Genomic DNA, 16,645 nt, shown 5'->3' on the forward strand with positions numbered 1-16,645 from the left:
TGTATGGTGTGAAAGCTTACATTATTTTTCTGTTTCTTGGTCTTTTCCATACATATATTTTGATGGATCGACCGGTTTAAAGTCATCTAATTTATTAAATCGTAATAAATCACCGTATAACACTTTATCAGAAAGTTCTAGCTCTCTTCCAACTTTCTTTTTATAAGCTTTCGCTTCGTCTGTTGCTGTGATTCTTTCTCCTGTGTTTGTATCGTAATACTTGCCGTCAATTGACGTGTATTTCGGAGAAACATAATCACCGTTTCTAAATGCTACTACCTGATCATGGTCTTTTGATAATAAATCTGTACCGAATTGAACATACTCTTTACTATCAATTCCCACTAGGTGAAGAAGCGTAGGCACTACGTCAATTTCACCGCCGTACGTATGGTTCACTCCACCTTTTACACCTGGTACGTGAAGGAAGAACGGTACGCGTTGAAGCTGAGCGTTTTTATATGGCGTGATTTTCTCGCCAAGAACTTTTTCCATTGCTTTGTTATGATTTTCAGAAATACCGTAGTGGTCACCGTAAATCATAATAACTGAGTTGTCATATAAACCTGAAGCTTTTAGCTCTGTAAAGAATTCTTGCAGTGATTCATCCAAATAACGAGCCGTTTGGAAATAACGGTCTACCGTTCCATCTCCTGTGTTCGCCGGTTCAATGCTAGCATCACCTTTATCAAGAACGAATGGGAAATGGTTTGTTAATGTAATCATATGCGCATAGAACGGCTGCTTCAATGACTGCAGCATTGGCATAGATTCTTTGAAGAATGGCTTATCTTTTAATCCATAGTTTACTTTGTTATCACCAGTCATATTGTAATAACTTGCATCAAAGAATTTATCCACACCGAACTGTTTGTAAATTTCATTACGGTTCCAGAATGTTTTATAATCTCCGTGTAACACAGCACTTGTATAGCCGCCCTCTTGATCTAAGATCGCTGGTGCTGCTTGGTACGTGTTGCGGCCTTTTAAGCTAAATGCTGATCCTTGAGGCAAGCCATATAATGACGTATCCATCATAAGCTCTGCATCAGCTGTTTTACCTTGTCCTGTTTGATGGAAGAAGTTATCAAAATACATAAATTCATTTCCATTTGCTAATGAATTTAAAAACGGCGTTACTTCTTGTCCATTTAACTTGTAATTAATTAGGAATGACTGAAATGATTCTAGATGAATTTTAATAATATTTTTTCCTTTTGCTTTACCCGCATACTCAATATTCGGAGCTGCATAGTGACTTGTACTGAAGTTTTTCACTGTTGTTAAGTCATCACTGCTTGCGAATGCTCGTTGCTTTGAGTTTTGAAACGTTTGAACTGCATCATACACCGTGTAGTTGTATGCTCCTAAATATTTCACTAGGTAGTTGCGATCAAATGTTCTTGTTAATAATTCAGGGCGATCTTTTTCAGCATAGTGCAAGTTAATTGCAAATGCGACAGCTCCTGCCGCTAACACCATGAACGTATAGCGGAATTTAAGACGTGCTTTTGGCCATTCGATTTTTCTAACAAACAATAGCGCAATCAGTAAAATGATATCTACAAAGTAAAAAATATCGTGAGCTTTTACTAAATCAGCGATACTGCCTCCTAAATGACCCACATTGCTTGTTTGCGTTAAAGTAGGCAATGTCACAAAGTCATTGAAGAATCGATAATATAAAATATTGCTGTACAAAATGACCGTCATGATTGTACTAAGGATAAGCGTCCAAACGATGGCTCTTTTTCCTTTTGCAAACAATGCTAACCCTAAAAAGATCAAAGTTGAACTAATTGGATTAATAAACAATAACGTTTTTTGCATTGAGTCACTTATATCTAAGTTGAACTCCACTTTGTAAGACATGTAAGACTTGATCCACATGAATAAAACCGCTATAAAAAAGTAAAACAACGGCTTTGAAAATAGTTTTTTCATTTTCAAATTCCTTTCACTAAAAAGTAGAGATTTCATGTTCAGCTAACCTCAGGAAAGTCCCCTACATTAAATCGTAACGGTTACGTCCTGCAAAAGATTACCTGAAAATGATTCAATTTGTCAAACAATATCATCTTCATCTCTTTTTTTAGTCATCTACAAAATTTACATTTTAACTTGCAATCTCTTATTTTTTATCGTGATGTTAATATTACACAATTGTTAATTTGTAAATTTTGTTCTCCCTATATTGCATACATATTAATTTACCACATTTCTGCTCTGCAATAAAAGTATTTTTATTTTATTAGGCATAATATTTCACTTGCTGAATGAAAAGGTACTATTGTACTGGATGGCATTCTTCGCTTACTGTTAGGACTAGTAAAAATAGACCTATCTATGCTTAGTCTTTATCTTCATCAACAGCTATGCGGTCTCCTTGTGCAAAAGGCTGTGAAATCACAAGAAACTCAATCTCCTCACTCGAACGATTCATCATTTGATGAAGAATCGAAGGAAATACTTCTACTCCTTCGTGTGCTTTTACATCGTAAATAACTCCGTCTATTTCTAGAGCAGCTGTTCCTTTTAGTACAAAGAAAAATTGATGTGCTTTCAAGTGATAATGCCTTACCTCTTCCGTATAAGGGGGCATGCGCTCATGAATAATACTTACGTCTTTATTTTTCACTAGGTGCCACCCATCGCATTTTCCTCCCCACACGTAGTGTTCTGCGTTTTGCTTACTAACTTTCATGACTAGCTCCCCTTTTTCTAATAAATGAAAACCTGCAGATGAAATAGAAATTCTATGTGATCTTTTTAATCCTGCTATTGGAAATATTTTTTTTAGATGAAGGCTTTGGCTTCAAAGTAAAAAGCATTCCTAAAAAGATCAAAACAATGCCTGCAAGCTGCAAAAGCGTAGGACGAAATCCCGTGAATGCTGTATCTAATAAAATGGCAACGGCTGGATCTAAAAACACCAGAACCGAAATCACCTGAGTTTTTAAATAGCGCAGGCTGTCGAAAAACAAATAATACACTAAACCAGTATGTACAAAGCCTGTTACTAAAATAGATGTCCAGTTGGCCGTTGTTAGGAAATGAAAATCAGTAAAATGAACAAACGGCAATAATAGAAAAATTCCTAAAAAAGTCTGAAGAAATGTAACAGCATAAGCACTCGTATGAATAATGCCTTTACCAAGCAGCGTCGTGCATGCATAAAACAAAGCGGCTAAAAGCGCCCAGAGTATTCCTGAAGACATGAAGCCGTCAATCGTAAGTTGCTCCACTCCAATAATTAGAAGTGTTCCTCCAAAACAAATGAAGATAGACATCACGCCAAGAACCGTTAATTTCTCCTTAAACATAAAGCTCCCCAGAAGCAATACTAAAACGGGTGCAAGATGATAAATAGAAATAGCAACCGTAACGGACATCATTTCAAATGCTTTAAATAGAAACACCCAGTTAAACACAAGAAATATCCCACACAGTAAAATCTGCTTTATTTCTTTGGCATTCCATTTTTCTCTTTTATATTCACCTGTTACAAACCAGCATATTCCGAGAAAAAGCGTTGCACAAATACAGCGAACAAATACTAAATCAAAAGAAGGCAGTCCAGTTTGTGTGGAGAAAAAGCCAATTGAACCAAAAATACTCATTGAAATCATCATTTTCACCATTGGCCCTGCTTTCATTCTCTCACCTCACTTTCAGAAAACTATTACTATTCAAACATAAAGAAGCCCATTTGTAAATTAATGGTTCAAAAGCGCTATTCCATGAAAAAGCAAAAAGCGCAAAGACATGGGATCAGTCCCATCGTCTTTGCGCTTTTCTGCCTTTCTTTTAATCTTCAACCGGGAACCAGCCTGGTGTGTTAATAACGGCTTGCCACAGCGGGTCAGGAATCACAAGCTTTTCCTGATCTTTTTTGCTTAATGTTGTCACAATTTCATTTTCACGGCCTTCTTTTACTTTTTGAACCCAGTCTGGATCCATAATTAATTCGCGGCCAATCGCAAGCAGTGGAATGCCCGTTTCAAGAGCGGCTGCTGCTTCGTCTGCTGTATGAATAGAACCTACGCCCATCACAGGTACGCGGCTTCCTACTCGCTCTTGAATAATTTCAATACGTGAACGAGTATCTTCCACGCCTCGGCGCGGTTTTGACCAGAATTCCATTAGCGATACGTGAAGGTAATCAAGGTCTTTTTCTGCTAGTGCATCGACTAACTTCAACGTATCAGCCATTGTAATTCCTGGCGTTTCAGGCTCTTCTGGCGAGAAGCGATAGCCTACTAAAAATGATTCTTTTGCATGCTTAGAAACGGCTTGCTTTACTTCGTCTATGATTGCAAGCGGGAATGTTAAGCGTTTTTCTACGCTGCCGCCCCATTTATCTTCGCGGCGATTAGAATGCGGAGAAAAGAACTGCTGAATTAAATAGTTATTTGCTCCGTGAATTTCAACTCCGTCAAATCCTGCTTCAATGGCACGGCGCGTCATTTCACCAAAATCGTGAATAATGCCTTCAATTTCTTCATTTGTTAACTCTCGAGGTACCGGAGCTCCTTCTTGTTCTGCAGCAACAGCACTTGCGCTAACAACCTCTCCATTTGGAACAAGCTCAGGCGGACACATGCGGCCTCCGTGAAAAATTTGAAGAACTGCTTTTGCTCCTTGATCTTTAATGGCTGTTGCTAATCGACGCAGGCTAGGAATCATTTCATCGCTGTCTGCAGCAAACTCTCCGTGAAATCCTTTTCCGTTCGCCGTTCCGTATGTACATGCTGTAATGACCATGCTAACACCTTTTGAACGTCGTACGTAGTAGTCTACTTCTGCATTTGATACTGTCCCATCTTCATTTGATGAAAAATTTGTCATAGGAGCAAGAATAACGCGGTTATCTAATTTGATGCCATTTGAAAAAGTAAATGGCTGTAAAAGCGGCTCATACTTTTTATTTGTCATTTTATTTCCCTCCAAAAATGATACGGTCAAAAATAGTGGCATATTATAGGTAGAGACTGTTTTCCTTCCTAATAATATGTGTCATTTAAAACTGTAACTTTAAAATATACTGTGATTTTAATCTGTACAGTTTTACCTGTCAAAGAATAAGACTTTCTAACACAAAAAAGCACTCATATACTGAGTGCCTTTTTATCATTGCGAAAGAGGTTCCTGATTATACATGAATGATTTTACTTTTACGTATTGAGCTTCTAACTCTTGAAGTGTCAGTTCGTATAGATGCCGATTTCCTTTTTTATAAATACCAAAATTCAATAGCGCATTAATAAACCAATTTTTCTTATGTTCCGTTTCAGGCTGTGTATGTTGTTTCACGATCTCCACCACCTAAGGTTCTCTCATTTTAATTTTGCAAAGCATTCGCTTTTACATAAATGATTTTACTTCTATACGATGAAAAAACGGTGAAATAGAAAGCTTTTTCATTTTAAATTTCCGCAGCAGGACCCGTTATTTTTTTACGTCTCTTCACACCTGCTAATATTTTTTCAATATAATAAATAACAATAATAAAAACTGACATAATAGCAAAATAAGTACCGATTACAACAAAAGGATTTGGAGTTTCAAAACCGCTTTCTTTTCCTTTCATTCCTCTTTCCGGACCTCCGCCATCGTGATCAAAGTTTGGACGTTCGTGACCAGCAGATGCCGTCGCAGAAGATTTGTTCTCGCTAAATGAATGGCGATCAAAATTCGGCTTCCCACCGCCTTTTTGCGGCATATCTGAGGAACTTACATTCAGTACTCTCGCTACTCCTCCAAGTTTTCCAAGAAAACCCGTTTCATTTATTTCGTATATGCCAATGACTAACAGCGCAGCGGTTGTGAGCTTAGCTGCTATGCTCAAGCTTTTCTTTGACTTTTTGAATTTCGTCATATTTTTACATACATTTATAACCCATTGCCAATGAAGACCTATGTGAGCGGCTACTAAAATTAACACTAAAAATGATACGGAAATATGCGAAACCTTAAACCACTGTTCGTTCCCAACATTAATATTTGGAAATACTACTCTTGAAATAAAAATACCGCTAATCATAATAAATGACATCGTAATCAACAGCATGATATTTAAAAAGTAACCGAACTTTGTTCTGCGCGGAAGCCTGCGGTCAAATAATTTAACCGTAACTTTCTTTACCCACTGCCAGTTTAGCAGCACGTGGGTAAAAAAGGCGACGGCAATCGCCAACCCCGCAATTTCATGAAATGTTAACCCTCCCAATACTTGCTTGTTAAAAAACAAAACAAACGTAACGGCCATTAAAAGATCCAGTCCAAACCGGACGTACATCATCTTTTTCACTCTATTCATTCTCCTAACCTATGTATTTGTCAAAACAACTCCTTTTTCATATTTCTTAATGTAAGCAGATTTGGTGAAAATTAGGTGAAACGACTGATTTTTTTACCAAAATAACCAGTCCTGAGTTCTATAAAAATAGAGTAGAATCATTTTTATTTTTTCAAAAATAGCTGTTGACAAAGAAAAAAAAAGCACGTATAGTAATGGTTATTCATCAAGAACTTTCAGATTTTAATCAAAAACACAGCGATTGGGAGTAGTAGAAGCTTATTATTCGGTCAAGAGAGCTACGGGTTGGTGTGACGTAGTCCAATAATACTTTGAACTCGCCCAGGAGTGGTAATTCAGAAAGAATGCAGAAGTGTTCTCTAAGTTTTAACGTCTAACCTTCGTTATCAGGTTTTAAGCAGGGTTCTTTAAGAGCCAACAAGAGTGGTACCGCGGTTAGCTAAAGCTTATCGTCTCTTCTCTCATTTGATAATGAGGTAGGAGACGATAAGCTTTTTTTATTTTATAAAAAAGTGGAGGGAAAAGTCATGAAGAAGGACAACCAAGGTTTGCAGCGAACAATGACTTCACGTCACATTATGATGATGGCGCTAGGTGGAGCAATTGGCGCTGGTTTATTTAAAGGAAGCAGCTCGGCTATTGATATGGCAGGACCATCAGTTATTATTGCCTATTTAATTGGCGGAATTATTTTACTATTCATCATGCAAGGTCTTGCTGAAATGGCGGTTCGAAATAGTGAAGCACGAACGTTTCGTGATTTAGTTCAGTCGATTTTAGGAAGCTATCCCGCTTACTTTTTGGACTGGATTTACTGGAAAATGTGGGTGTTAAACATTGCAGCTGAAGCCGTTGTAGCCGCTATTTTTATTCAGTACTGGCTTCCTGATTACCCAATTTGGATGCTTGCTTTAGGCGTATCCGTTATTGTTACAGCCATTAACTTGCTTTCAGTTAAAGCATTTGCTGAAACGGAATACTGGTTAGCTTTAATTAAAATCACGGTCATTGTGATCTTTATTATCGCTGGACTTTTATTATTGTTTGTATCATTCGGTCATCATACCGCAGCGGGTTTTTCAAATTTAAGCGATCACGGCGGTTTTTTCCCAAAGGGACCAACCGGGCTAATTACGGCGATGTTAGTTGTCATCTACTCATACGGTGGAACTGAAATCATCGGAGTAACGCTAGCTGAAACAAAAAACCCTGAAAAAGTAGTACCTAAGGCTGTGCGCAGTACATTAACGCGTATCATTGCTTTTTATCTGTTCCCGTTTTTTATCATCGTGAGCTTGATTCCTTGGAATGAAGTGAACGGCGTTTCTCAAAGTCCTTTTGTAATGGTATTTAAAATGATTGGCATTCCCGGAGCAGATCATATTATGAATGCCGTGATCTTGTTAGCCGTTATTTCTTCTATGAACTCAGGACTTTACGGTTCATCACGTATTTTGTATACGCAAGCAGTAGACGGTCGAGTGCCGAAGATATTTTCGAAACTTTCTGTTAACAAAGTTCCTGTCTATGCAATCTTAATGTGTACATCATCCCTTTATGTGGGCGTGTTGATTTCCTTATTTGCAGGAAGTAAGACATTTGATTATTTGATGGGATCTTTAGGGTATACGGTATTGTTTATTTGGTTGATTATTGCGATTGCACACTTAAAGTCCCGCAAAGTTCAGCCAGAAGCATCGAGCAGCTACTCTGTTAAATGGTTTCCTTATACAACGTGGGCTGCCCTTATTGCACTAAGCGCTATTTTAATTGGTGTTATCTGCACAACATCCGTTGTTATTACGACTATTACATTAGCTATCTATTTATTTATTACAGCTACGTATATCTTTAAAGGTCGCTTTTATCAATCTTCAGCAGTCAAGCACGCTAAATAAAAAAACGCCTCCTTTGAGTCATCAGAGGAGGCGTTTTTTTATTTAAAATGTTAAGTACCAATAGCCAAGTGCAAAGCCGATATAGTTACCAATAATATAGCCAAGCGTTCCTACTACCAAGATAGGACCAACCAAACTTCCCCATCCTTTAGCAATCGCCATTGCACTTGCTGTCGTAGGTCCCCCTACCGTTGCATTGCTCGCCAGTAAAATATGTTCTAAATCAATTTTAAATACTTTTCCTAAAAGCAGTCCCACTATCAAATTACTCATCCCCACAATGAGCACAAATAGAATCAAAAGAGGTGCTTTTTCAACAATTAATGGAATGGACGCCGGCACTCCAATGACAACAAAGAAAATATAAATGAAGTATGTGCCGATTTCTTGGCTTCCGCTAATGTTTTTAAAATAAGAAGGAAACAGATAAATGACAAGAAACGTAAGTGTGGAAAGTAATAAGTATTTTTCGCTCAAAATAGTATGTAATAACGTTTGAACTACGGAAGCATTTGGACCGGCTGGAATGATTGTTCCAAACCATTCGGCTAATTTAAAAGATGCAACCACTAGAAAAAATGATGTACCAATGGAAGCCGCCACGTCTTTTAACGAAATTTCTTTTTTTGCCCAATATTTTTCTGCAAGCGTATGACGATCATTTTCTCCATATTGCCCCGCCTCTACTTCTTGAATATGAGGTGTCTTAAAATGTTTCCTAAAAAACTTCATAGAAGGAACAAACATATACACGGCAAACAGTAAAGCCATGACCATATTATCAGCAACCACCGTCGCGGAAACCATTTGACTTGATGGTTCAAATTTGGCCGTAACGGTAGCAAAGTTAACCCCTCCGCCTACATAAGAAGCGCCAATAGCAGCTGCAATTTTTGCTAGTTCAGGAATATAATCTTTTAACAACAAGAAGCCTGCTGTGCTCCCTATGACCGTTCCTACCGCACAGATTAAGAAAATAAAAAGCAGTTTCCGGCTTTCTTGAAATAATTCTTTCATATTGACTTGAAATAACAATAATGGAATGGCAAGCGGTACTAGATACGCCCAAACCGCATCATAGACCGGAGACTCTGTTGGAATAATTTTTAAATTTGATAGGATAAGCGCTCCTGCTAGCGCAATAATAGCTCCTGACAGAAAAGAAGCCCACTTATACTTTTGTTCGAGAAAAATACTAACAGAAGCCCAAATCGCTAGAATTCCCCATAGTGCCCACGTATCATCAGCTTGAATAATAGTAAAAATCACGAGCTACTCCTTTCTTTCTTTTTAAAGAAATATAATTTTCAGAAAATATACCTTTAAATTTTATCAATATATGCCAAATTCCGTCAATCCATAAAAAAAAGCTTTCCACTCTAAAAGTGAAAAGCTTTTTTTTATTTGCGAATCAAAACCGGAATTTGCTGCTGAATCTGCTGCAAAGGAGCACCTGTTTTCTCTGTTAACGAACGCAAGATTCCTCCTTCGATCATACAGTTAATCACAACTGCAAGCTCTCCTGCCTGCTTATCTTGAAATCCGCTCTCTATCATTTTTTCTCTAAAAAGTTTTTCCCAATCTTGAAACGCTGCATAGCAGACTTCGCGAAGCGGTTCATTAATAAGCGCCGTTTCTCCAGCCATCAGCCCAACAGGCATACCAGCAATACTTTCTTCGTGTTCAAACTGCTTGGACAATTCTTCAATAAAATACTGAATAGCCTGTGCCGCGTCAGAAGATTTATTTAAACTTTCTTTAATTTGAACTTGGACGTATTTATTCGTATATTGAACAGCGTGAATCGCCAGTTCTTCTTTCCCTTTTGGAAAATAATAATAAAGAGACCCTTTTGGTGATCCGCTCTCTTTAATAATTTGATTTAATCCCGTTGCATGATAGCCTTGCAGCTGAAAAAGCCGCGATGCTGTTTCTAAAATCTTATCGCGTGCATTTGCTTTCTTCACAAAACGATGCCTCCCCTATATAATAAGTGGTTTCTATAACACTACTTATCATATAAGGAAATGAAATTTTTGTCAAAATAAAGTGAATATTTTACCATTTATTTTTCCTTATTTTCATTTCTTATGACCTAATAATTGTTTTTCTTACTTCTTCCGCTAACGGTTGAAGAGGCGTAATAATACGGTCGCTTACCTCCTCAGCCGCTTCTACCATCGAGAGCTGCGCCACTGAAACAACAGTGTTTTGGTCTTTTACTAGCTCATCTAAGACATGTTTCACCTTCTGTTTATACTTCTCTAGGTTTCCAGTCATTACTAGTTCAAAAGCACCTTCTATCACAACAGGGTGAACTTTTATCTTTACATTTTGATAAAATGCAAATTCGTGTAGACGCTTCATCGTTCCTTCTACGGTCTCCGGATTTGTAAACACGATAAGCTGCGGTTCTTCTATTTCACATATTCGGCGAAAATAAGGCTCATCGATTTTAATAATTGGAACATCACTTGTAAATGCTTCTGGTAAAAGAGCAATGTAATTCGTACACGTAAGTAAAATGGCATCCGCTGAACATTCTTCCATCCACTTTAACTGCTTCTCTACTTTTGCACCTGCTGACTCCGCTGCAAATTTAGGATCGGTTTTTACCCGATGTACAAGTCCAGGGTCTACGAAATGCATACAGCTCGCAAACGGCAGCGCTTTTTCTATATAAGAGATGTTCGAATGATGAGCGTGCAGGCAAGCAATTTTCTTCATCGTTTTCCTCCTGTATGATGGTCTTTGAAATACTGAATTAAAAATTCCTGGAACTTTTTCGCAACAGGAGTTAAGTATTTATCCTTGTTCCACGCAATCCCAATTATCCTTGAAGCTGTGTCTTCTTTGAGCTTTATTTTTTTAATGCCTCGCAAGTCCACTCCCTTTATTTCAGGAAGCAAGGCAACCCCTAAATGAGCCGCTACAAAACCAATCACCGTCAAAAATTCTTCTCCTTCAAACGTAATATTTGGGACAATTTCAGCTTCTTCGAACAGCTGATCAAAAATTGTTCGGCTTCCGTATCCTTTTTTTAACGCGATAAACGATTCATGAGCCAACTCTGAAATCGAAAGCACTTGTCTTGAGGCAAAAGAATGCGTATCAGGGACATACGCGTACAGCTCGTCTTTCCATAAATATTCCCACTGAATTCCTGCCCTAGATTCCGTTACGGAAGACATACAAAAATCAATTTCTCCCGTTTGAAGCTGATCGAGCATGATGTTCGTAGCGTTCTCAAAAATTTGAAATTGAACGTTCGGATACTCTTGTAAAAAAGCATGAACTAGTTTCGGGACGGACGAAGCGCCTAATGATTTTAAAAAAGCAAACGAAATGCTGCCGCGATGAGGATGAATCAAATCTGAAAGCTCACGTTTCGCTTCTTCCATTTCGTTTAATACTTTAGCCGTTCGTTCATAAAAAAGCCTTCCGTATCGATTTAAAATAACTTGCCTTCCTTTTCGTTCAAATAGCGGTACGCCAAGCTCTGATTCTAATTTAGAAATTGAGCGGCTGAGCGTAGGCTGCGCGATTGATAATTTTTCTGCGGCCTTTGTGAAATGTTCCGTTTGAGCTACAACATTAAAATATTCGAGCTGCTGCCATTCCATTTTTTTCACATCCTTTACTTATTACATAATACTATCGATTTCATATAAATTATACATTGGACGTCATAAAAAATTCATGTTTAAATGAAGAACGTAGCACTTGCCGAAAATGTTATGTGTCTGCATAGAATAAGTGTTGAAAGAAGGAATTCGTTTATGGATGTTTCAATTGTTTTAACAATGTTAGCCGTCGGACTGATCTTAGGATTTGTCGGAGCAGGCGGATCAGGTTTTATTATTTCAATTTTAACGCTGCTGTACGGCGTATCTGTACACGTTGCACTCGCAACGGCTCTTACCGCAATGATTTTCTCTTCTTTATCTGGCGCCGTCAGTCATTACCGTGAAGGTAACGTATCTTTAAAATCCGGTATCTCTGTTGGTATCCTCGGTGCATTAGGCGCTTGGATTGGGTCTAACCTTTCATCCTTCATCCCAGAAGGCGAGCTAAAATGGCTCACAGCCGGCATGCTTTTATTATCTGGTGTTTTACTTTGGCTGCGAATGTTTTTATTTTCCCGTCAGCAAAAAGAACGTACTGTTCCAACAGGAGCTAAATTTGTCGTCTACTCTTTACTAATCGGCTTAATTACGGGCGCTCTGTCCGGAATGTTTGGAATTGGCTCAACTCCATTTATCCAGCTTGGCCTTATGATGGTGTTAGGCTTGTCTATTCGCCAGTCCGCCGGAACGACGATGCTCGTTATTATTCCGATTGCAATTGGCGGAGGAATGGGCTATTATCAGCAGGGCTTTTTAGATATCCCGCTGTTGATTCAAGTAGTTGTCGGCACAATGGTCGGTTCATATATTGGAGCAAAATTTACAAATCGTGTACCTGCTCCCGTATTAAAAACGTCCCTTGTAGCGCTGCCTATTTGCTCTAGCTTTCTCCTTGTTATATAAGAAAAAAGCTTGAACTCTTGTTCAAGCTTTTTTTATGTTCATCTGATAAACAAACTGCTTTCCTTGGCTTCCAAAAACATGCCGGTCTGTATCGACACAGCCGCATCGTTTGTATAGGTGCTGCGCCGCCGTGTTTTTATGGTTCACGCCTAGCACCACTTTATTTTTAGTGCGAAAGTGATGGTTGATAAAAGAAGGAAGAAGTTTCAATGACTTTTTGCCAACTCCCTTTCCTTGATAATCAGGATGAATGGAATAAGACCGTATTAAAAGCGCGCCGGATCCCTCGGTATATTCTTTAACGGCTTCCCCTGCGTCGAGCACGAAAAATCCGGCTAGTTTGTTTTCTGCCAAAATCAAAACGGGCGTTCTATCTCTTTCCTGCTTACACTTAGCTATAGCTTCAGCGGGAAGTGCCGTATAAATGAGCTGCTCTTCAGGCAGCGTATAGCTATGTATAGATGACTCGTAGGCTTCACTATAAAACGTTAAGGCTACGTTTTCTTTATTCTCCATTTTCTGCTGGACTCCTTTTCTTTTTCCATAGTATAACATGCACAAAAAAAGCCGCATAAAGCGGCTTTTCCTTTATCTAGCGTCGGATACAACGGTAAAGCGTTCGTTTACATGCTCTCCTCGCTCAATTTCATCAATAACTGCAATGGCGTAATCCGCATAGCTGACATGGCTGTTTCCTTCTGAGTTTAAAATAACATGATCTTTCCCTGTTTTATAAGCATCCGTTCGTTTTCCTGAAGGATTAAAAAATGCTGCTGGGCTAATGAACGTCCAATTAATATCGCTTGTACTTTCTAAGTCTTTTAAATTTTGGGCTTGGTTGTCAGCTGTCGCTTTGTACTCTTTTGGAAAATCAGGCGAATCTGCTAGACGCGTCGTTTTCTCTTCATCTACAAACAAACTTCCTGCTCCTCCTACAACAAGAAGACGAACGTCCGGAGCTTGTTTAAATACATGAATTAACGATTGCCCCGCTTCTACATGCAGATGTTCCTTTCCTTCAGGAGCTCCAAACGCATTCACTACCGCATCGAAACCTTCAATATCGTTTGCCGTAATATCGAAGATGTCCTTTTCCAGTGTACGAACATCCTTTTCTTCTACTTTGCCCGCATTACGTACAATTGCCGTCACGTCATGCCCGCGATTTAAGGCTTCTTTCACGATAAAACTTCCTGCTTTTCCTGTAGCACCTACAACTCCAATTTTCATTTTATAACCTCCAGTAAAATTCTCTATATTTAGGTAATAGCCTTTTTTTGCTATGATAAAACACAGCAAAACGGTTTAAGCAAGATAGAGAGAACAAATTGGATAAATGAGTTAGTATGGATTACTTTTAACACCGCGGTTGATTTCCGTGCAAGGCTTCGCTTTCCGCAGGCAGCTGCTGAGCCTCTTCGTCGCTTACGCTCCTGCGGGGTCTCACCTGTTCCGCCAACTAACATACGTTTCTTCCAGTCTCTTTTTAAAAAATAAATGAGTGCTTATTCAATTTCAATAAATAACACGTGAGCCATAGAGTGAATCGATTTAATCAATTCTACTTTATTTCCTTTCTTTTTTGCCTTTCCTTTTATTTCAACAAAATAAAGCAGTTCTCCTTGATGATGATCTTGGTGAATTTCGTAAGACGAAATCATAATATTTTCTTTTTCAATCTTATCAAGCAGCTCATAAATATCCTCTTGATTTGCTGCACGAAACTTAATTAAAAGGGAATGAGTAGAAAGAGATGTAAACATTACGTTCAATATTTCTAAGCCAATCAGCACTAATATAGTTGCGCTAATGCCGACTGTATACATACCGGCCCCAATGGTTAAACCAATTCCCGACGTTGCCCATACGCCTGCGGCTGTTGTGAGCCCTCTAATATGCTGCTTTTGAATAATAATCATACCTGCTCCTAAAAAACCAATACCGCTTACTACTTGTGCGGCCACCCGGCTCGGATCAAGAGCCATATGATCTTGATGAAGCACATCTGAAAAGCCATATTTCGAAATTAGCATAATCAGCGTGCTACCGACAGCAACTAAAAAATGAGTGCGAAACCCTGCTTCTTTAGCTCTAAACTCTCTTTCTAAACCAACCAAAGCTCCTAACAAACCTGATAGGGCTAGACGACTAATAAAAGCTGCGGTCATTCTTTCTCCTCCTTTCTCTTCACTTTTTCACAAATGCACCTATTAACTATTTCTATTTTTGTTATAATTTACTATAACTATTTTTTAAAGTGGAGGCTAATCAAAGTGGATAAAGTTATCGATTATTACAGCAGATTTGATGAGTGGGGACGGTTAGAACGAGAACCTATTGAGTTTCAAGTAAACTGGCATTTTATAAAAAAACACCTTCCTCCTAGAGGCCATATTTTAGATAACGGTGCCGGGCCGGGAAGATATGCCTTGAAACTAGCAGAAAACGGCTATGAAGTAACTTTAACTGATTTGACACCGCAGTTGATTGAAAAAGCCAAAGAAAAAGCTTTAGAACAGCAAGTATATAATGTATTTCGTAATTTTCACGTGGCAGATGCACGAAACCTTCACTATTGTTCAGATGAACAATTTCATGCGGCATTAATGCTTGGACCAATGTATCATTTACAGAAGAAACAAGACCGTATTCAAGCCGTTCGAGAGCTGTATCGGGTAACAAAGCCAGGCGGAACTGTTTTTATTTCATTTATGCCGCGCGTTCAGCACGTCATTTCTTCTTTAACATCGCCGGAGCGTTTAAAACCAAACAACACGGCAAAAGCGCTTCATGATTTTTATGAATCAGGCTGCTTTAATCATGCAGAAGAAAGGCGATTTACTCACGCTTATTACACTAAAATTGAGGATATTATTCCGTTTTTAAAGAAGCATGGATTTCGATGCATCGAGCTGATTGCCTCTAACGTTGCCTCGTCAGTTAATTCAAAAGAGTGGACGTACTGGCAGGAAACTTCTTCTGAAGAAATGAACAACATCGTTCAGCTCCTTATTCAACAAGCATCGAACCCTTATCACCTTGGACTGTCTTCTCACTTACTTTATATCGGGCGAAAAAATTAATAATCACCTCTATTTATCATAGAATAAATAGAGGTGATTATTAATGAACCGTTTATTCAAATGGAGTACAAGCATTTTGCTATGTTTTATGTACTGCTTTTTGATTCCCCCTCCTTCTTATGCAAGCGGTGACTATTACTCTTCCTATGCAGAACTGCAGCAGCACGAAATTTTTCACCAAGACTACGACATTCGCTACGAGCAGCGCTTTAGCTATTTATCCATTATAGCCATTCACGGCGGCGGAATTGAACCAGGTACATCAGAAGTTACCAAAGAACTCGCCGATCGCTTTTCCGCTTCTTATTATTTATTTGAAGGCATCAAGTCCACTAACAACGGAGTTCTGCACATAACCTCAGAAAACTTTGATGAACCGATGGCTAGAGGAATGGCTCAGCAAAGCATGTCCGTTTTGACGATTCACGGCTACAGCGGCAGTCAGCCTATCGTGTATATAGGTGGAAAAAATCAGCTTTATAAAGAGCTGATGAAGCAATCACTGCGCAAAAACGGCTTTACCGTCCGTGACGCTCCTTCTGACATAGCGGGAACAAGCGAACAAAACATTGTGAACGATAATCTGCTAAAAGCCGGAGTGCAGCTTGAACTCACAGCCGAACTAAGAAAATCATTTTTCGCAAACCATGACTGGTCGAGAAACAACCGCATGAATGTAACACCGCTTTTTTATACATTTGTTACTTCCTTACAAGAAGCATCTTCTTCCTATCAAACTTTCCTTTACCTTCAAGTTCACTAATTTATCGACTCTTGCCTTATTCCTTAATTTCCAGACAAAAAAACCAGCGCAGT

General features: G+C 38.7%; 18 protein-coding genes and 1 other annotated feature. Of the genes, 4 read left to right on the forward strand and 14 right to left on the reverse strand.

All coding sequences use genetic code 11. The features are described 5' to 3' along the window. Positions 1-21: 21 nt before the first annotated feature. From ltaS to WKH56_RS00395, 6 genes are all read right to left on the reverse strand, one after another. On the reverse strand, positions 22-1,944 hold the full coding sequence (ltaS, locus tag WKH56_RS00370) for a lipoteichoic acid synthase (protein WP_028415048.1): 1,923 nt from the start codon (positions 1,942-1,944) through the stop codon (positions 22-24). Positions 1,945-2,350: 406 nt separating this feature from the next. Next, on the reverse strand, positions 2,351-2,704 hold the full coding sequence (locus tag WKH56_RS00375; protein WP_028415049.1) for a cupin domain-containing protein: 354 nt from the start codon (positions 2,702-2,704) through the stop codon (positions 2,351-2,353). Positions 2,705-2,756: 52 nt separating this feature from the next. Beyond that, positions 2,757-3,656: a DMT family transporter gene (locus tag WKH56_RS00380; protein ID WP_048019934.1), complete on the reverse strand. Its 900-nt coding sequence runs from the start codon at positions 3,654-3,656 to the stop codon at positions 2,757-2,759. Between the two features lie 151 nt (positions 3,657-3,807). After that, positions 3,808-4,935, reverse strand: coding sequence for an NADH-dependent flavin oxidoreductase (locus WKH56_RS00385; RefSeq protein WP_048019933.1), 1,128 nt, complete (start codon positions 4,933-4,935; stop codon positions 3,808-3,810). 195 nt (positions 4,936-5,130) lie between these two features. After that, positions 5,131-5,316, reverse strand: coding sequence for a Fur-regulated basic protein FbpA (locus WKH56_RS00390; RefSeq protein ID WP_033580328.1), 186 nt, complete (start codon positions 5,314-5,316; stop codon positions 5,131-5,133). A 109-nt stretch (positions 5,317-5,425) separates the two neighbouring features. Then, a complete protein-coding gene (locus WKH56_RS00395; protein ID WP_205826997.1) occupies positions 5,426-6,319 on the reverse strand; it encodes a DUF4405 domain-containing protein in 894 nt (297 codons plus the stop codon). Positions 6,320-6,547: 228 nt separating this feature from the next. Continuing rightward, positions 6,548-6,779: a binding site (T-box leader), on the forward strand. Between the two features lie 67 nt (positions 6,780-6,846). On the opposite strand from WKH56_RS00395, the gene WKH56_RS00400 reads away from it, so the two are divergent. Next, positions 6,847-8,217 carry an amino acid permease gene (locus WKH56_RS00400; RefSeq protein ID WP_028415053.1) on the forward strand — a complete coding sequence of 457 codons (1,371 nt, stop codon included), beginning with the start codon at positions 6,847-6,849 and terminating at the stop codon, positions 8,215-8,217. 42 nt (positions 8,218-8,259) lie between these two features. On the opposite strand, the gene WKH56_RS00405 is transcribed toward WKH56_RS00400, so the two are convergent. From WKH56_RS00405 to WKH56_RS00420, 4 genes are all read right to left on the reverse strand, one after another. Further along, positions 8,260-9,486, reverse strand: coding sequence for a DUF819 family protein (locus tag WKH56_RS00405; protein ID WP_048019931.1), 1,227 nt, complete (start codon positions 9,484-9,486; stop codon positions 8,260-8,262). Positions 9,487-9,617: 131 nt separating this feature from the next. Next, on the reverse strand, positions 9,618-10,184 hold the full coding sequence (locus WKH56_RS00410) for a TetR/AcrR family transcriptional regulator (RefSeq protein WP_033579894.1): 567 nt from the start codon (positions 10,182-10,184) through the stop codon (positions 9,618-9,620). 121 nt (positions 10,185-10,305) lie between these two features. Then, on the reverse strand, positions 10,306-10,944 hold the full coding sequence (locus WKH56_RS00415) for a hypothetical protein (protein ID WP_048019930.1): 639 nt from the start codon (positions 10,942-10,944) through the stop codon (positions 10,306-10,308). After that, positions 10,941-11,840: a LysR family transcriptional regulator gene (locus WKH56_RS00420; protein ID WP_048019929.1), complete on the reverse strand. Its 900-nt coding sequence runs from the start codon at positions 11,838-11,840 to the stop codon at positions 10,941-10,943. Before WKH56_RS00420 ends, WKH56_RS00415 begins: the two co-directional genes overlap by 4 nt. Positions 11,841-11,996: 156 nt before the next feature. Here WKH56_RS00420 and WKH56_RS00425 point away from each other — a divergent pair, with 156 nt between their 5' ends. Beyond that, on the forward strand, positions 11,997-12,746 hold the full coding sequence (locus WKH56_RS00425) for a sulfite exporter TauE/SafE family protein (protein WP_016765247.1): 750 nt from the start codon (positions 11,997-11,999) through the stop codon (positions 12,744-12,746). Between the two features lie 21 nt (positions 12,747-12,767). Here WKH56_RS00425 and WKH56_RS00430 read toward each other — a convergent pair whose 3' ends face one another. From WKH56_RS00430 to WKH56_RS00445, 4 genes are all read right to left on the reverse strand, one after another. Then, positions 12,768-13,262 (reverse strand): GNAT family N-acetyltransferase, encoded by a 495-nt coding sequence (locus WKH56_RS00430; RefSeq protein WP_310884059.1) that lies wholly within the window; start codon positions 13,260-13,262, stop codon positions 12,768-12,770. Positions 13,263-13,334: 72 nt separating this feature from the next. Beyond that, positions 13,335-13,976, reverse strand: a complete 642-nt coding sequence (locus tag WKH56_RS00435) for an NAD(P)-dependent oxidoreductase (protein ID WP_048019928.1) — start codon at positions 13,974-13,976, stop codon at positions 13,335-13,337. Between the two features lie 50 nt (positions 13,977-14,026). Beyond that, the gene (locus WKH56_RS00440; protein WP_080968625.1) at positions 14,027-14,212 is read right to left on the reverse strand and encodes a hypothetical protein; all 186 of its coding nucleotides are present in this window, start codon (positions 14,210-14,212) and stop codon (positions 14,027-14,029) included. 39 nt (positions 14,213-14,251) lie between these two features. Further along, the gene (locus tag WKH56_RS00445) at positions 14,252-14,914 is read right to left on the reverse strand and encodes an MgtC/SapB family protein (RefSeq protein ID WP_048019927.1); all 663 of its coding nucleotides are present in this window, start codon (positions 14,912-14,914) and stop codon (positions 14,252-14,254) included. Between the two features lie 105 nt (positions 14,915-15,019). On the opposite strand from WKH56_RS00445, the gene WKH56_RS00450 reads away from it, so the two are divergent. Further along, the gene (locus WKH56_RS00450; protein ID WP_310884060.1) at positions 15,020-15,829 is read left to right on the forward strand and encodes a class I SAM-dependent methyltransferase; all 810 of its coding nucleotides are present in this window, start codon (positions 15,020-15,022) and stop codon (positions 15,827-15,829) included. 43 nt (positions 15,830-15,872) lie between these two features. Next, positions 15,873-16,592, forward strand: a complete 720-nt coding sequence (locus tag WKH56_RS00455) for a poly-gamma-glutamate hydrolase family protein (protein ID WP_221832115.1) — start codon at positions 15,873-15,875, stop codon at positions 16,590-16,592. Positions 16,593-16,645 lie beyond the last annotated feature (53 nt).

Source organism: Priestia sp. SB1, from assembly GCF_038898415.1.